Annotated in this window: 13 protein-coding genes; 4 read left to right on the top strand and 9 right to left on the bottom strand. The window is 44.6% G+C overall.

The window, feature by feature from the left end:
• Positions 1 to 28 precede the first annotated feature (28 nt).
• The 8 genes from EBR25_03185 to EBR25_03150 form a co-directional block, all read right to left on the bottom strand.
• Positions 29 to 1,168: a hypothetical protein gene (locus tag EBR25_03185; protein NBW39988.1), complete on the bottom strand. Its 1,140-nt coding sequence runs from the start codon at positions 1,166 to 1,168 to the stop codon at positions 29 to 31.
• Between the two features lie 146 nt (positions 1,169 to 1,314).
• The gene (locus EBR25_03180) at positions 1,315 to 3,006 is read right to left on the bottom strand and encodes a sodium:proton exchanger (GenBank protein NBW39987.1); all 1,692 of its coding nucleotides are present in this window, start codon (positions 3,004 to 3,006) and stop codon (positions 1,315 to 1,317) included.
• A 201-nt stretch (positions 3,007 to 3,207) separates the two neighbouring features.
• Positions 3,208 to 3,435 (bottom strand): hypothetical protein, encoded by a 228-nt coding sequence (locus EBR25_03175; protein NBW39986.1) that lies wholly within the window; start codon positions 3,433 to 3,435, stop codon positions 3,208 to 3,210.
• Positions 3,436 to 3,538: 103 nt separating this feature from the next.
• Complete coding sequence (locus EBR25_03170; GenBank protein NBW39985.1) at positions 3,539 to 5,095, bottom strand: hypothetical protein; 1,557 nt, start codon at positions 5,093 to 5,095, stop codon at positions 3,539 to 3,541.
• A gap of 111 nt (positions 5,096 to 5,206) precedes the next feature.
• Positions 5,207 to 5,710 (bottom strand): hypothetical protein, encoded by a 504-nt coding sequence (locus EBR25_03165; protein ID NBW39984.1) that lies wholly within the window; start codon positions 5,708 to 5,710, stop codon positions 5,207 to 5,209.
• On the bottom strand, positions 5,700 to 6,587 hold the full coding sequence (locus EBR25_03160; GenBank protein ID NBW39983.1) for a hypothetical protein: 888 nt from the start codon (positions 6,585 to 6,587) through the stop codon (positions 5,700 to 5,702). The genes EBR25_03165 and EBR25_03160 overlap by 11 nt, the downstream gene beginning before the upstream one ends.
• 16 nt (positions 6,588 to 6,603) lie before the next feature.
• Positions 6,604 to 8,355, bottom strand: a complete 1,752-nt coding sequence (locus EBR25_03155; protein NBW39982.1) for a hypothetical protein — start codon at positions 8,353 to 8,355, stop codon at positions 6,604 to 6,606.
• A complete protein-coding gene (locus EBR25_03150; GenBank protein NBW39981.1) occupies positions 8,333 to 9,262 on the bottom strand; it encodes a hypothetical protein in 930 nt (309 codons plus the stop codon). Before EBR25_03150 ends, EBR25_03155 begins: the two co-directional genes overlap by 23 nt.
• Positions 9,263 to 9,731: 469 nt before the next feature.
• Here EBR25_03150 and EBR25_03145 point away from each other — a divergent pair, with 469 nt between their 5' ends.
• Positions 9,732 to 10,442, top strand: a complete 711-nt coding sequence (locus tag EBR25_03145) for a thiamine phosphate synthase (GenBank protein NBW39980.1) — start codon at positions 9,732 to 9,734, stop codon at positions 10,440 to 10,442.
• 142 nt (positions 10,443 to 10,584) lie between these two features.
• Entirely contained in the window at positions 10,585 to 11,292 is a 708-nt protein-coding gene (locus EBR25_03140; protein NBW39979.1) for a hypothetical protein, read from the top strand.
• Positions 11,293 to 11,311: 19 nt separating this feature from the next.
• Here the strand turns inward: EBR25_03140 and EBR25_03135 are convergent, their stop codons facing one another.
• On the bottom strand, positions 11,312 to 11,593 hold the full coding sequence (locus tag EBR25_03135; protein ID NBW39978.1) for a hypothetical protein: 282 nt from the start codon (positions 11,591 to 11,593) through the stop codon (positions 11,312 to 11,314).
• 216 nt (positions 11,594 to 11,809) lie between these two features.
• Between EBR25_03135 and EBR25_03130 the strand changes: the two genes are divergently transcribed.
• Both EBR25_03130 and EBR25_03125 read left to right on the top strand, forming a co-directional pair.
• A complete protein-coding gene (locus EBR25_03130; GenBank protein ID NBW39977.1) occupies positions 11,810 to 12,976 on the top strand; it encodes an NADP-dependent isocitrate dehydrogenase in 1,167 nt (388 codons plus the stop codon).
• A gap of 205 nt (positions 12,977 to 13,181) precedes the next feature.
• A complete protein-coding gene (locus EBR25_03125) occupies positions 13,182 to 15,203 on the top strand; it encodes an ATP-dependent Clp protease ATP-binding subunit (protein NBW39976.1) in 2,022 nt (673 codons plus the stop codon).
• The last annotated feature ends 160 nt before the right edge of the window (positions 15,204 to 15,363 follow it).

The raw sequence follows: 15,363 nt of genomic DNA, 5'->3' as shown, positions 1-15,363 counted from the left end.
TTTATTACCAAGAACTCTCGCTTTGCGCTCAACTGACCATTCGGGAAGGTGAAGGCAAAGATATGAAGGAGGTCGCTTTGCCTGTTGCTGATGTATCTGTTGCTGATGTATCTGTTGCTGATGTATCTGTTGCTGATGTGTCTGCTGTGTCATAAGGCTCAGTAGAAGTATCTGTCTTTATTAAGGGGAAGGCCGTTAATAGGGGTTTTTGTTGAGTGGAAATATTTTCGCGTAGTAAGAGTTTCCAATTCCGTATTTTTGCTTGAAGTCCTTTTTGCTTAATGAGCTCTAATTTCCAGGCAAGTGGCGGTAGGTTAGGAGCGGTACCTGTAATGAGAGAATCTGCTGCGATGGGTGTAAGTCTCCATCGAGTTTGAGATGTTGATAGTGTTCTCACTGCACTTACAGGACGACAGATGAAGGCAATTCGTCCATTTGAGGCGTCATGAGAGGCCGCAGCAATAGTCAGTCGTTTACTTTCAGCGATTGAGAGATTCTTAAGATATGCGACGACAGCAAATGTTGCCGGAGAGCGTAGAATGATATCAAGAAAAGAGAGTTTCTCTGCATCATCTCTTGCGTCAATAAATATACAGCTATTCATAAGTGAGGCGAGAGGTAAGTTTTTACAGAGTGCATATGGCGATGGCCAACACTCTTTCCCAATCCAGAAAATATATCGATTCCACTTCAGGAGGCTTTGACATTTGTTTTTTATAGAATAAGCCTCTTGATTCAGGAGAGCATCATGTTGAGAGTCGAAGTAAACACCTCTGTCTTTTATAAGCTCGGAAATAGCATTTCCAACAAGAAATGTGAGTAGAGAAAGAGGGGTGAGTATTTGATTTGTAAGTGGATTGTCCGGCACATCTTTTCTCTGTGCTAGAAACCATTCATGTATAACTCCTGATAAGAGACCCCCATAAGGAAGATGGGAGTCGATGGCATCAACTCCGAAGGGCGTAATAAAATCTGAAGCATAGGGGAACGATCGCGACGGATACGGCCTTCGGCCTCTCTTTGTCTGATTTTTTTGTAAAGAAGTAACAGGCTCTTCAGCAGGCCAGAGGAGTCCTCTTTGAAGAAAGGACGTGAGCGTAAGAGATTGCTTGCCAGATCGAGAGAGGTGTTGGCGAAAAGAAGTATTTCGTCGAGGTGAGATTGCCATGGCTAGGGCCTTTATCCTGAAAGCATACGATTCTAGTATAATTCTATATAGAATATAACAAGGATTGAGGGTGGGGGACAACCTTCAGGGATAAGGTGCTGTTATTACGGCTCTCTTTGGATGAGAAGAGCCCCCCAGCCCCTCTTTTATTTGACTTCAGGTGCGATCTCTCGTTCTTCGGGAACCTGCTGACTGAACTCCTGAGCCATTTCTCTCAGCGCCCTCCCTACCTGCTCCTCATCTCCAACAACACCGTGAGCACCACTATTTTTCAATGCTTCGAATTCAAATTGATGTCGAGCCCGGACGATAATCAGTGATTCAGGAGCAAGGACACGGATATGGCGTATCGCTTTCTTGGATGCAGCATGATGAGGCAAAGTCAGGATAAAGATTTTTGCTGAATGTATTTCCGCATGTGCGAGCACATCAAGAACAGAGGCATCCCCAATAAGGCTCGAGAATCCTAATTTTGTGGCACGAGCCATCGCTTCTTTATTTAAATCTATAACAAGGAGTCTCTTGCCATACTCGGCAAATGCTTCTGAGGCAAGAATTCCCGCAGGACCAAAACCAATAATTACGACTTCAATCTTTTCGCTTGTCTGTTTTGTTCTGTTCATTGCTGAAATACTCATCCCGAGTATTTGCGCAACTCGTCCTCCAAGTGAAGATGCATGAGAGATGAGAAAAGGAGAGACGAGTAGAGATATAATTGTTGCAGAAATAATGAGAAGATAGATCTCGCCGTTAATAAGATCGTATTGCATTGCAAGAGTTCCGAGAACAAATGCAAACTCGCCTGCCTGTGATATGATAAGACCAGTTGCAAGGCTAAGTGAAAGGTGGCGACCAAGGAAAGAGAGAATTCCAGCAACAAGGGAGGCCTTAATTGCAATTAAGAAAACGGTTGCTACCAATACAAGCGGAAAGTGTTTCACGATCCACACTGGATTTGCTGCCATTCCAGCAGCCCCAAAGAAGAGAGCAAGAAGAAGTGTTTTGATGGGAGTAATATCTGCTCGTACTTGAGTTGCAAACGGAGAGCTTCCAAGAAACATTCCGGCAAGAAAAGCACCGATTGCAGGAGAAAGACCGAGCTCATGCGCAGTCCACGTTGCACCAAATCCGATAGCAGCCCCGAAGAGAATTGCAAGTTCACGATTCTCTTCTATGGAAAGGATGCCAAAGATTTTCAGTGCAAAAAAATGAACAAACAGAGCAATACTACCAATAAGGAGAAGAGTTTTTCCAAGCGCATTTCCAATCAGCATGGATACTTCACGCGCTTCACCCCCAGCTCCAAGTATGGGGAGTAGTAATGCTAGTGGTACAATTGCAATATCTTGTACGAGCAGTATGGAGATAGCATCTCTTGCATGTGAGCTATCAAGCTCTGCTCTATCTGAGAGAACTCTTAAAACACACGCAGTGCTGCTTACAGAAAGAATTGCTCCAATGGCTAGTGCAGAGCGAATATCACACTGAAAAACAAGAGCAATTACAGTAAAGACAAGGAGGGAGAGCATGACTTGCAGCAATCCAGCAACAAGCGTTTTTCCTCCAAATGATCGCAGCTGTCGCCATGAAAATTCTAATCCGAGACTGAAGAGTAGGAGCGAGACGCCAAGCTCTGCGATAAGATCTATTTCTTGTTGCGATCCGACTAGCGAGACTCCTGCGGGTCCTCCTAAAAGCATTCCCGCGAGGAGATAACCAACAATAGGACTTTGTCCAAATCGGGAAGCGATGCTTCCACCAGCAACACAGCTTAATAAGAGAATAACGATATCAAGAACAAGGGGCCACAGTGAGTTGATCGCGTAGGTAGAGTTCATATGTAGGTAGAGTTCATAGTGTAGATAGAGTTCATAGTGTAGGTATTTTTATATTTGAACCATGACATCTTGAAAGGGAGAGAAGCCTTCCGCCACTTTTTATAACTACACTCTCACTATGGAACGAGGGCGTATTTTGGAGCAATCATCACGAACGAAAGCGTACAGAGACGAGCCGGTAATTGCTCATCTGCACGCAGATTACTTTACAAGAAAGAAAATAACTTTCTCTCCTGATTCATCCGTGCTTACCCTTCCCTCTTCGATCAGTGTCTTCAGAGCATCTAAAATTTCAAGCTGCGTTCCTCTAACGGGGAGCCGCTCTTCCTCTTCGTGAACAATCTGAAGATTGTCTAAGTAGAGACCATCCGATGCTTCGGGATGGGAGAGTGCAGATACGATATCCTCTTTTGTTGTCATTTGATCCATGAGTAAAACCTCACTTTGTCTTCTACCTCTTGATTTTCTCGCTAAATGGACGTTCTTGCAACGCAAACTTTTCTTTTTTGTCCAACTCGCAATTAACGAAGGATCAGTCTCGGAGCGATATGATCCGAAAGGGGGATTGCGTAGACTCAGAAGAATCATTTTTCACTCGAAGTAAGTGAGTTGCTCCCTGACGGAGAAAGAATCCTTCTGGAGAACTGCCCCATAGAGCCTGAAGAGTTTTCTTGTGGAACTCCTCTCCAATTAGCGTGTTTCGGTCATCGATAAGGGCTTGAACCTCTGGATAGCCATAGAGCGTTATAATTCCGCCGTAATTCGGATGGGCACCTAAGATGAATACGTTTCCTGAGGCCTCAGCTTCCTTCTTGAGCGTAAGGACTTCCTGAATAGGATATCGTCCTGTATCTGGCCCGTATGCCATTGTTGTATTTGTAAATGGAAGCGTTGAGGAGTTCCAATAAAAGAGAATAAGAAAGAGAAGGCATGCACCTAGCGCGATATTTTCTACAAAAAGCTTGCGTGGATTTCTAGTAGTACATATCTGAAAAAAATCTTTCAATGGGGCGTTCGTTCGCGAGGCTCCGAATTCAAAAAGAGAAGAAAGCCCTATGGCCGTCGGAAATGACAAGAGAATAGCTGCATACGGTAGAATTCTTACAGAACGAATCGCAAGAAGAGCAAACAGAGTGCTTGAGGCAAAGAGAAAGAATAGCGATTTAAGACCATTTCTTCGTGATAAAAAGGCAGCGCCTATAATTCCAAAGGTAATCATAGCAATAAAAAACTGCCCTTCTGGTTCTGCAAAGTTCATTGGCAGCCACTCTTCATGAAGCTGCATGAAATAGGCGCTCTTCCCGAGAGTCAAGATTGAAGTATGAAGAGATATTCCATATGGATTCATGAGAGTTGCACCGAGGCAGGCAGAAAAAAGCAGAAAATCGCCAAGCAAAAGTCTATACATCTTTTTCTGATTCATGTCTCGATGGGCAATTCGATGCACTATGAAGATACAAACGAGCATTAATCCAAGAGGAAATGTTGGATGGGTATTTGCCCAGAGAAAAAACAATGCAGATCCCGTCAGGTAGTGACATAAGTGCAGCGGTTGACGGCTATCTTGCTTTATTAGGTGATAAAGCCAAATGGTGGTTAAAAGAAAAAGTCCAATTCCGAACAGAACGGGTCGAAGGATAAAGTGTACTTGACTTGCCTTGAAGGCAAGCGCCGACGCAATCGAGGCGGCAAGAAGAGAGACTGGCTGTAACCGGACACCTTGAAAGAGGAGTCCGAAGAAGAGGAGAGGAAAGAGTATTGCGCCCATCAAATAGAGCGAGGGAAAACCTCCAAATTGATAGAGTTTAAAGAGAAGATAGTCTCCTAGCCACTGATCTGCAATCCATTCTCTTTTTGCCAGAATGGTTTGTGTTAAGGGCATTTGCGCCGAGAAGCTTTCTTTTGATAGGGGCGTGGCAAGAAAAGGATCATTTTGTGGAATTTGCCTTGTTGTGCTTATGAATTCTCCTGTTTTGAGATGCCAGCCAATTCCAGGATCGTTCGCAAAACCATTTATTTGAACAGCTAAAAGAAAGTATATCCCAAGGCAAACAAAGAGGAAGTGCAAGAAAAGAGCGACTCGATTCATAGAAGATGAGATTACCGTGTGACGAACAAAACGAAAAGGGTAAGAGATGCCGAACGAAGAGGAGTATAAGAGAACTGACGTCCTTAAAAATATTTTAAGAGAGGTTGATTGTTAACCATTTTCACTAATTTTTTTAAAAGTGTACCCATCTTTAAACCATGAGTTGGCGTCTTCAGAGAGGAGAAAGTTTATGAACTCCTCTTTTGTTTTGAATCGGGGTGCATCCTCACTAAGAGCAATAGCGTTAATTTGTGGTGGAGAGATTGAGGTATCAAGAGAGACTCGAAAGATGGAGAAATCTTTAAATTTGTTATCTTGATAAGAGAAAATGAGGTGTTCTCCCACTTTGTGAACGAGAGCTCGTAAGAATCTGACTTCTTTTGTGGGATAGTCAACTTTTTTAATGGCATACCAGTTTGTTTTAGCGCTTTCTCTTGTTATGGAGAGAGTAATAGTCCTTGATTGAGCTGTTTGCTTAATTGACTTCCATTCACCGAGAGCGTCTTCAACGAATATTCCCTCTGACTCAGGTTTAATGAGATACGGGACATCATAGCAGGCAGTCATCAAGAGAAAGGATAGAAATGGAAGTAGATAAAGGGCTTTATTTTTCATAGGCGGCCTCTTTTCTTTGTAGTTCTGGCAAGATCTGATTTGAAGAAGACGTATTTTGTACTTCCAGAAGTTTTTTAAGAACATCTTTTTTATCAAACGTTGCCATTGTTTTTATTGCAGTAGCAGTCTCCTGATCCATTACATTCGGCAGTCCTGCGGGGATGATGCTTTGTTTGTCAGGATTTACTTCCAGATCTTCACGAAGATTTTCAAGTTGCGCTCTTCTTAGCTCTCCCTTGAGATTAAGAAATGAGGAGATATCCTGATAGCCTTCTAGTACGACATCTCCCACAGCGGTTCTTGCGATCCATGTAGGAACCTTCTTAATATTATATTGTTCTACGATTTTACGGTTCATGGCAATTCTTCCACCCCGAATAATGATATTTGCCCAGTCATAGGAAGCATCCCGAACGAAGAATTGAGGTATTTGCATGGTATAAACTGCTTCTGGCTGTATATCGAACTGTTTTAAGATGTTCGACATATTCGCGAGTAGAGAGAAGGACTCATCTACTTCTGAGGCGTTAATAATGAGAGCGAGAGATTGAATAGGAATAGTCTTTTCTTCTTTTTCTTGCTCAAGGCTCTCTTCCTTTTCATTTGAGCTATCTATAAGAGTAAGAGAGTCTTGTTCCGTGTCTTCCTGAGCGAGCTCTTCTTGCGTTATTTCTTGAGGAGGTGGTGTTTTATGGATTGGCTTCATCGAAGAATGAGAAGGTCGGGGTGTTTTTACCGAGCTTTTATTTTTCATGGCGCCCTTTACATATCCTTGCTGAAAGAATCTGTCAGGACGGTGTGCTGAAGGATCAGCAGAGACTTCTTGCGATACAAGAAGGAAGAGAGGGGAAAACAGTATTATCGCGATATATCTCATCATTCTCTTTCCCGTATTACCCCGTATACCGTTCGTGGCCTTTTATCTGCCGCTTTCTTGGATAAAGAGGTCTATATCCAGGCCTGCAGAGGTCATATCGATGCCATTCAACACCACTTCCAATATCAAGTTTTCGTCCGTTATCTAGTCCAGTAATAATGCCACCATCGCCGCCTCCTGCTCCTCTTTCATTATTGTATCCAGGATTTGTCCAAGGAGTAGAGAGAGTACTCAGGTTGATTCGATGGGGTTCGTCATCGCCATCAAAGCTCGAGTCGTGGATCTGTATTTTACTCCGAAATCGGCTTCCATACCCGCTATAGTGATGAAACATGGGGAGTCTCATATATGGAAGACCAAAGGAGTAGAGATCTGAGAGCTTATTCATACGAAGAAATTTCGTATAAAAAGCATTTTTAAAGTTTTTACCACCTGCAACGAAGTTTGTAAGAGGATAGATAGAGCTTCCTCGAAGACATTTTCGACTATTGGCGTTCAGTGCTAACGTAGCGAGACTTGGCTCATCCGGATGTATCTTTGAAAGAAGTCCGAATTCTCCATCAAAGTCGACACCTAAAGGCTGGTCAAGATAATTAAATGCTAAGCAGTTGCCCGGAAGGGCACCTAAGTTAAGATTTTGTGGTTGACCTCGGATTAAGAGAAGGAGATCGAGAGTGCTTTGATTTCTTGTGTAGGGATAGATCAACGGGTTGTCTGTTCTGTGGACAAAGGGAATAGACTCACTATAGCTTGTATGCCAGTTTCCTAAAAATGCGGTCGGGATGCTTGTATATTGAGAGAGTCCGACAAATCGGTAGGACTCGACATTTCGTCCACGAGCACTGACTTCACCATATCCGGAGAGACCTTTCATGGTGCTTTTCCCGAGGGCATACAAAGGTTCGTGAAGAGAAGAAATATCCCCATCGCTCCCGAGAGCGCTTATGAGAGCTTCAGTTCGTTCAACGTATGTCTTTTGGGTTCCATCTTCCTTTGGGTCTGAAATAGCGCGTACTCGGTTGATTTCTCTTGGCGCAAGCTCTTGTGCCATCTCATATCGGTCATCAAAGAGTCCGCTAAGACCAATAAGACCGGCTTGAGCACCAGCTATTGTCCCGTCTTCTATCCATTCCTTAAAGAGGGGCCGAACAATCATCTGTTCAAGATATTTTCCGCGGTACATATCACTGCTTTGCTCAAACCAGACAGCGGGATACCAGTATTTTTGTCGGGGAAAAAAGGAAGACTTCCTTTTGCATAAACCGCTGATCTCCCATTCGGACTCCCAGTTGACATAGAAGTCCCAGACATTCAGTCCCCAGTCCCAGAGCATTTGAGCAGCGATATCAGCGACGTTACTCCCTTCTTCAAACTCTCTTTCTCTTGGTTCATACATGCTCGGTGTTCCAGGTATTCCAGGAGTTCCAGGTATTCCAGGAAATCCAGGTATACGGATAGCGAGTTCCTGAATTTCAGCAGGAGTTTGCATAATCTCATCTGCTAATCCTGTTCGAGTTCCTTCAGAAGCGATTCGAAGTGCTTCTGACTGTCCGGCAATAACACCAACCCGAGCCGAGGCTTGTCCTACTCCGAGAGTATCGGTTGGAGGAAGGATTTCACTGACGACTTGAGCCGAGTCTGCAAGGTCTTGAATCAGATTTGAGTCAACCAGAGGGTCAAGATACTGAGCGTGCGCTAGCGGAGTGATGAAAATCACACTGGTGCAGAGAGCTCTTTTTAGAGCGCTAGAGTATTTTTTCGCCTTCACCGTGTGGATCTCCGTTAAAGTTTTTCAGCGCATCCTCTCCGTAGTGTTTAAAGAGAAACGTTCCCGTAGAGCGAACTCGGTAGGGGAGGCATGAGACTTCGTAGTTTTTAGCGAGTAGTCCGAAAGGACTTGGCTTAGAGGAGTCATAGACAATCAACTTGACTGAATCTCCAAAGATTTCTTTTGAGCTTGTTGTGGCATGTTTAGGAGTGACGAAGAGAAAGTCACCGATAATCTCTTTCTCTCTTCCTTTGACTCTTGGCTGCAGCTCTGTCTTATCAGTGTAAGAGTGGAGACATTTCGGAAGAGGAGGGATGGTGAATTGTTCTTGAGCAGCTTTTTGACCCTCTGTGAGCTTATCGATAGCGAGCTGAAGGATCCTTTCTTTGTTTTCTTCCATGTACTTTATGTGAGGAGCCATGATCTCCTCTGGGGTAATGATTGATGTTCCACCACCTTTTTGTTTTATGTGTGCAAAGAGTCGCTTGGATGATTCAGAGGACGAGGTGCGTTCAGCGGACTCTTCTTTAAGCGCGCGTTGTTGTTCGAGCTCTTTTTCGGCATCAGGATGAAAAAGAGCTCGGAGACGTAGATCGGATGGAGCGAGTCCCAGCGCTTTTGACATCATGTGAAAGTCTTCCATCGGCAAATAGGCGTATTCTTCCTCTAGATCCTGTTGCAGATTTTTAAGAGAAGAAGGCCCAAACTGATGTATGCCTTGTGCATGAACAGTGCTTTGATGAGTGAGAGAGGAGAGCAGAAAAAGAAGAGACAGGTAAATACTCGAAGTTAAAATCGAATTGAATAATCTTTGCTCCCGGAGAGCGTTATAAACGCTATCTCGTGAGCTTTGCTGCTGTTTTCGAAGTGCGCCTGCAGCGATCAATTCAGGTATAAACCTAATCACAAAAACTCCTTCACACTAAACCATTCTATATACTTATGGAGAAAATGTGTGAATATGTGACTCATCCTGAGTGACCGCGGTAGAGACCGAATGATCATTCGGTTGTTTTCATAAAAAGCCAATCACCCCTTTGCTTAAGGAATAAATATTCCAGATACTTAGTGGCGTGCTGTTCCCTTGCTCCGTTTTTGGAATACTGGAATTCCCATGATGGTATGTCCAAAGTCAGAGTGAAATGAGGATTTTTGGGTAATGTACATTCTGTAAACAGCATAACGATGTCGGTGAGCCTGTCGAAGAAAAATAGCCGTTCTCGATGAGGTGTCGCTTATATGGCTCCATCCGCAGCTTGTTGCAGGTGGAGTATGGAACGAATGGTGGAAATGTATTGGGGAAGGAGAGAGCTAAAAAGGGACCTCGATAAATCGTGCTACCTGTGAAGGGTCCGACGAGGAGAGCCTAAGAGGAGATGCTTATGGAACTAGTCTTATTATCAACCCCCGGTCAATGGACTCAAGATGGAGTTGTCCGATCTCAAGAAGAGGAAGTTGCTCTGGTTAACGCTCTTTTTGAAGAGGGTCTGCCATTATTTCATCTGAGAAAACCAATGTTTTCAGTCACTGAGTTAAAGAATTGGTTGAGTCTGGTCAAGCCGGAATATATGGAGAGAATATCGCTCCATACCTTTCATGATTTAGTCTACGAATTCCCAGTAGGTGGTATTCATACAAGTGAACGACAACGACAAGCATCCGATCAAGGGCGGCATCAGCAGGAGTTTTTGCTCGAACAATTTCCGAAGCTGAGGTTGAGCAGCTCTTTTCATACGTTATCGGATCTTGAGAATGCCCCGAAGATTTATGACTATACTTTTATCTCACCAGTGTTTGACAGTATTTCGCGCCCGCATTACAAAGCGGGATTCTCGCCAGAAGAGATAATAGAAATGCTTTCGAATGCGAGGAATAAAGTGTTTGCACTGGGAGGAATTTGCAGTCAGCAAATACCAGAGATAGTTGATATGGGATTTGATGGAGCTGGAATGCTTGGGGCTATCTGGTATTCAAAGAATCCAATAAAAGAATTAGAGAAAACGATGGCCATAATTGCGGCCTCTGCTTCTACGTCTCAATCTTCTTCTGGCGCGTTTGAAGGTTCGCTTGCTTTATCTTCTCACTAGAGAAAGTCGGCTGATGTGGAGTTCCTTCAGTACAAGAGAAGCATAGAATCAGTTAAGACGAGTAAAGAGGATGCGCAGATAAGAGCTCTTTTCTTTCTGTAACATTCGAGATAGGGTTCTGGCCAAAGGTTGGTGAGGCTCTATGTCGGGAGAGACAAATAAAACTTCGGATGAAGAAGTATCAGCAGGATTTTTCAATCGCATCTTTCGGCTTATAGTTTCACCTCGAAAAATGTGGACGGAAATAGCGGGCTCGAAGAAGAGAGAAGATGAGTTCTTAGCCATTTATTTCCCCGCCCTCTTACTTGGAACACTTGGTCCAACAGTAGGAACGCTCTCCGCTGGCACATATTACCCCTTTGTGGACGATGCCACACAGCAGGTGTTTCTTAAGCATGTCGCCGTTGAGCCTGTTGGCTTTCTCATGCAGCAGTTCGTACTTATGCTCGCATATTTAATGCTGCCATTTCTTTTCGCAAAGCCTGTGAGTATTCTTGTAAGAGCTTTTCAGGGAGGTTATCAAGAGAAAAGTGAGAACATTAAGACGGCTAGGCGATTTATCCAGTTCTCGCTTGCGCCTGCTTTCTGCGCAATGATGTTTCAAGCATGGCCCCCCTTAAGCATCATAGCTGTACTGATTATATTTCATACGTTTTACATTGCATCTTCTGGGATCTCGCCTCTCTTTGGAGCTTATGGTTGGCAGAAAGTGTTCTTGCTCATCATCTTGAGCGTCTTATACTTTTTTTACGTTTTTGCGGCATACTATGTGACAAGAGCCATTTGTGGCGATGAGCACTATCGCACCTCCTCCTCCTCCTCTGAAAGTGGGATTTTCGCCTCGCAGTAGTGCGAGGCGTGAAGGAATGCTAGAGCCCCGTAATCCGAGAAGGTCCTGGAAAAGTTATCACTCGCACCTTCTGAATCTCTGCCGATGTTTTGCCAGCGGTATTCGGAATAAGCGTTACCTTCAGCCCCTCCGAGGTTCTTTCGTAGCTAATACTCGGCCACTTGTCATGAGTAGTGGGCGTGATTGTTTCTAGGATAGAATCAATTCGAGGGATTGAATCTGGGGAGATAAGTTTTAATTCTTCATACCCCCATCGACCAACGACAATACAGAGAAGAAAGGAACAGACAAGTTTCAACATCATACCACCTATAACTGCTGTTAAAAGGGGAGTCGGTACGAGAGAGTCAGAGGTTAATAGTGAAAATGACTTTTAGGAAAATATACGAGAAAGTCGGAGGGAACTAAGAAATCTCATTAATCCGAAGAGTTCATTGTTATGAAGCGAGAGAGGGAGTAGATTCTTATGTACGATGTAACGGCATCGGTTTAATGCGAGGGAAGGAAGAAGAGCAATATGTTGAATGAAGTGCTGGTTGTGTGTCTTGAGGGTGATGGAATTGGTCCAGAGATTACTGCAGCTATGAAGCAGGTAGTCGATGCAGCGACCATAAATCAAGGGCTCAAGATCAAATGGGAGGATCATCGGATTGGAGTATCGGCTCTAGAGCAGGGACAAGATATGCTTCCGCCACATGTCATTGAACGCATTCAAGAGGTTGGAGTCGCCATAAAAGGACCAACTGAGACGCCAGTGGGCTCGGGTCATCGAAGTGTTAATGTGGCCCTCCGACAAGCGCTTGGTCTTTACGCAAATATCCGGCCAGTACGATGGTTTTCTGGTGTGGAAAGTCCAGTCAAGCACCCTGAGCGGGTTGATCTTACGATATTTCGTGAGAATACAGAGGATGTATATGCTGGGATTGAGTATGCAGCAGGAAGTGATGAGGCTCGTGCGCTTCACGAATTTTTGCATCTTCCAGCGAGTATTTCAGAAGAAAGCGCTCTCGGGATTAAGCCAATTTCGGAAAAAGCAACGCGGAAGCTTATGCGGAAAGCCGTAGCGTTTGCTCTTGATAGTAGCCTGAGACGTATCACCGTAGTTCATAAGGGAAACATTATGAAATTTACGGAAGGAGCCTTCCGTAGCTGGGCCGTCGATGAGGCAAAGCGTATCCTGAGAGAGCGATTTCTCGATCGCGGTGAGTGTGTATCAGAGTTTAGTGGATGTGTGCCGGATGGAAGAGTTCTTGTGCAAGAGAGAATTGCTGACGCGATGTTTCAGGAGCTCATTCTTCGACCTGAAGAGCATGAGATCCTTGTTGCTCCTAACTTAAATGGTGATTACCTGAGTGATGCAGCAGCAGCTCTTGTTGGCGGGCTTGGTCTTGCACCAGGGATTAATATTGGAGAGAAAGTTGCTGTATTTGAGGCCGTTCATGGAACAGCTCCTGATATAGCTGGTCAGAACGTGGCAAATCCTTCAGCCTTGATTTTGAGCGCGACACTGCTCTTAAAGCATCTCGGCTATGCCGACATAGCAGCGCGAATTGAGCATGCGCTTGGGCAGTTGATCAAAGAGAATACGGTAACAGGAGATCTCTTCTCCTTAAAGCGCACTGGCGAGCGATTGTCATGTAGTGATTTCGGGAATCGGCTCTCGGCGCTCCTGCAAAGCGGATGATAGTTTTAGTCCCAGCAACTGGCGGCCATCAGGGAGTCAGCTAGATCATTGTAATATCTTGCTTTTCGCAGATTGCAGGGTGAGCGGGACGGAGGCTCTCTAGGTGTTGCGAGACTCGGGCATATAAACTTGAGTAGTCCGTTAACTTGGTTAGTATACCCAAAGATGGCATTAGGTATTTCAGTCATAGGGGGACAGAAGAAGCATGAATCTAGGGGAATATAGAGGACGGAATCAGGGAAATCAGCACTCGGAGAATACTAATCCTCTTAAAGATTTTTCACTTTCATCAGACGAGGATGAATCGAATAGCCCAGAAGAAGAGCGCCATGATTCATATTCTGAATCAGAGGAAGTCCTTGGACATCTTCCAGCTACTCCCAAAAACCGGGTAATAACGCCATTCTTGGACAAATACGGAAATGATGTAACGAGAATGGCAAGGCATGGCGAGCTCGACTCTATCATTGGTCGAGAGAAGGAGATTGAAGACACTCTTCTGATTCTTGCTCGTCGCACCAAGAGCAATCCCGTCTTGCTTGGTGAGCCTGGTGTTGGAAAGACCGCTATTGCTGAAGGCTTAGCCCAGCTATTTGTGTCAGAGTATGCCCCCAGAGACTTTATAGGAAAGCGGCTTATTGAGCTTGATCTTACCGCAATGGTCGCTGGGACAAAGTATAGAGGAGAATTCGAAGAGCGAATTAAAAAGGTAATTTCTGAGGCGCAAAAAGCAGGCGATGTAATCCTCTTTATCGATGAGTTACATACAATTATCGGGGCTGGTGATTCGAGTAATAATGGAGGATTAGATGCAGCGAATATATTGAAGCCAGCGCTCGCTAGAGGGGGGCTTCAAGTAATTGGAGCTACGACAGTACGGGAATATCAGCGTTACATAGAGAAAGACAGGGCTCTTTCTAGAAGATTTCAACCTGTAGTTATTAACGAGCCGTCTTCAGAGGAGACTCTTGCTATTTTGGAAGAGGGCGTTAAGCCACAACTGCAGAAGCATTATGAGGGAATAGTCTTTGAAGCTGGAACCTCGGAGTTAGCCATTGAACTTTCTAGTCGTTATATCCCAAAACGATACCAACCAGATAAGGCGATTGATTTGCTTGAAGAGGCAGCATCAAAAGCCTTAATACAAGGGAGTACGGAGGTCTCTCAGGACCATCTAAGAGAGGTTACTTCGCTGATTACAGGGATTCCTGTCGCACGCATGAGCATTGAGGAAAAGGAGCGGCTGCTGGGCTTAGAGCAGGAGCTTCGCTCTGAAGTCATTAATCAAGATCAGGCGATTAGTGAAATATCCAAGGCAATAAGGAGAGCTCGATCGGGACTCAAAGATCCGGCCCGTCCAATTGGGAGTTTTATCTTTGTTGGAACAACAGGCGTTGGAAAAACACATCTTACGAAAACGCTTGCCAACGCGATGTTTGATAGCCCTGAAGCAATCATTCAGCTGGATATGTCTGAGTATATGGAAAAGCACAGCATATCAAGGCTTATCGGAGCACCTCCTGGCTATCGAGGATATGAAGAAGGGGGCGAATTGACCGAAAAGATTCGTCGACAACCGTACTCTATTCTCCTTCTCGATGAGCTTGAGAAGGCGCATCCAGATGTATGCAATCTTTTTTTACAAATCTTGGAAGAGGGCCGCTTAACAGATGGGTCTGGTAGCCAAGTCGACTGTAGAAATCTGATTATCATTGGCACTTCTAATCTTGGAGCACAGTCAAGCGGCTCAGGTGGAGGGGGAATCGGTTTTTCTTCGACTCACCAAGACCAAGCGCGGCAACACGACCAGGTCCAGTATATGGAAGCCGTTGGGCAACATTTCCGCCCTGAGTTTCTGAACCGAATTGATAACGTAATTGTATTCAATCGATTATCAGAAAGAGATCTTCAGCCTATTTTGGATCGTGAGTTAAGGCTTGTTGAAGATCGACTAGCAGAAAAGTACGACTGTTCGCTTTCGTTGACAGTGGCTGCAAAGCGCTTCTTGATTGAAGAGGGGTTTCATCCAGCGTATGGAGCTCGTCCTTTGAGGAGAATGATTGAGCAAAAGATAGTAGATGATCTCCTTGTTGAAGAGGGTCTACAGGGCCACTTGGTAAAGGGTGCACACGTTTCTATTGATGTCGATCAAACCGCTGAGCAGCCGCTCGTTATAACGGTTCGAGAAAAAGAGGCTGAGTTCTCTGCCTCTGCTGTGATCGGTTAGTAGGCATACAAAGACGCCTTTGATACTGGCAATTCCCTCGGATATCTCATTTGGGAATACCGGTTCGTTAGAGTCTTAAGGGCAGCGTGAGTTGCTTACTTTTTCTCTGTCGCAAGAGCCACGTTTGTGAATCCAGCCTGCTGTACTGTCTCCATTGTAG

The organism is bacterium (assembly GCA_009926305.1).
Lineage (GTDB): Bacteria > Bdellovibrionota_C > UBA2361 > UBA2361 > RFPC01 > RFPC01.
This window is presented reverse-complemented; position numbering and strand designations above follow the sequence as displayed.

Excerpts from the sequence above, each read along its gene's own strand:
- EBR25_03185 (NBW39988.1), bottom strand. The coding sequence starts at position 1,168 with ATGGCAATCTCACCTCGACGAAATACTTCTTTTCGCCAACACCTCTCT.
- EBR25_03180 (NBW39987.1), bottom strand. The coding sequence starts at position 3,006 with ATGAACTCTACCTACGCGATCAACTCACTGTGGCCCCTTGTTCTTGAT.
- EBR25_03175 (NBW39986.1), bottom strand. The coding sequence starts at position 3,435 with ATGGATCAAATGACAACAAAAGAGGATATCGTATCTGCACTCTCCCAT.
- EBR25_03170 (NBW39985.1), bottom strand. The coding sequence starts at position 5,095 with ATGAATCGAGTCGCTCTTTTCTTGCACTTCCTCTTTGTTTGCCTTGGG.
- EBR25_03165 (NBW39984.1), bottom strand. The coding sequence starts at position 5,710 with ATGAAAAATAAAGCCCTTTATCTACTTCCATTTCTATCCTTTCTCTTG.
- EBR25_03160 (NBW39983.1), bottom strand. The coding sequence starts at position 6,587 with ATGAGATATATCGCGATAATACTGTTTTCCCCTCTCTTCCTTCTTGTA.
- EBR25_03145 (NBW39980.1), top strand. The coding sequence starts at position 9,732 with ATGCTTATGGAACTAGTCTTATTATCAACCCCCGGTCAATGGACTCAA.
- EBR25_03140 (NBW39979.1), top strand. The coding sequence starts at position 10,585 with ATGTCGGGAGAGACAAATAAAACTTCGGATGAAGAAGTATCAGCAGGA.
- EBR25_03135 (NBW39978.1), bottom strand. The coding sequence starts at position 11,593 with ATGTTGAAACTTGTCTGTTCCTTTCTTCTCTGTATTGTCGTTGGTCGA.
- EBR25_03130 (NBW39977.1), top strand. The coding sequence starts at position 11,810 with ATGTTGAATGAAGTGCTGGTTGTGTGTCTTGAGGGTGATGGAATTGGT.
- EBR25_03125 (NBW39976.1), top strand. The coding sequence starts at position 13,182 with ATGAATCTAGGGGAATATAGAGGACGGAATCAGGGAAATCAGCACTCG.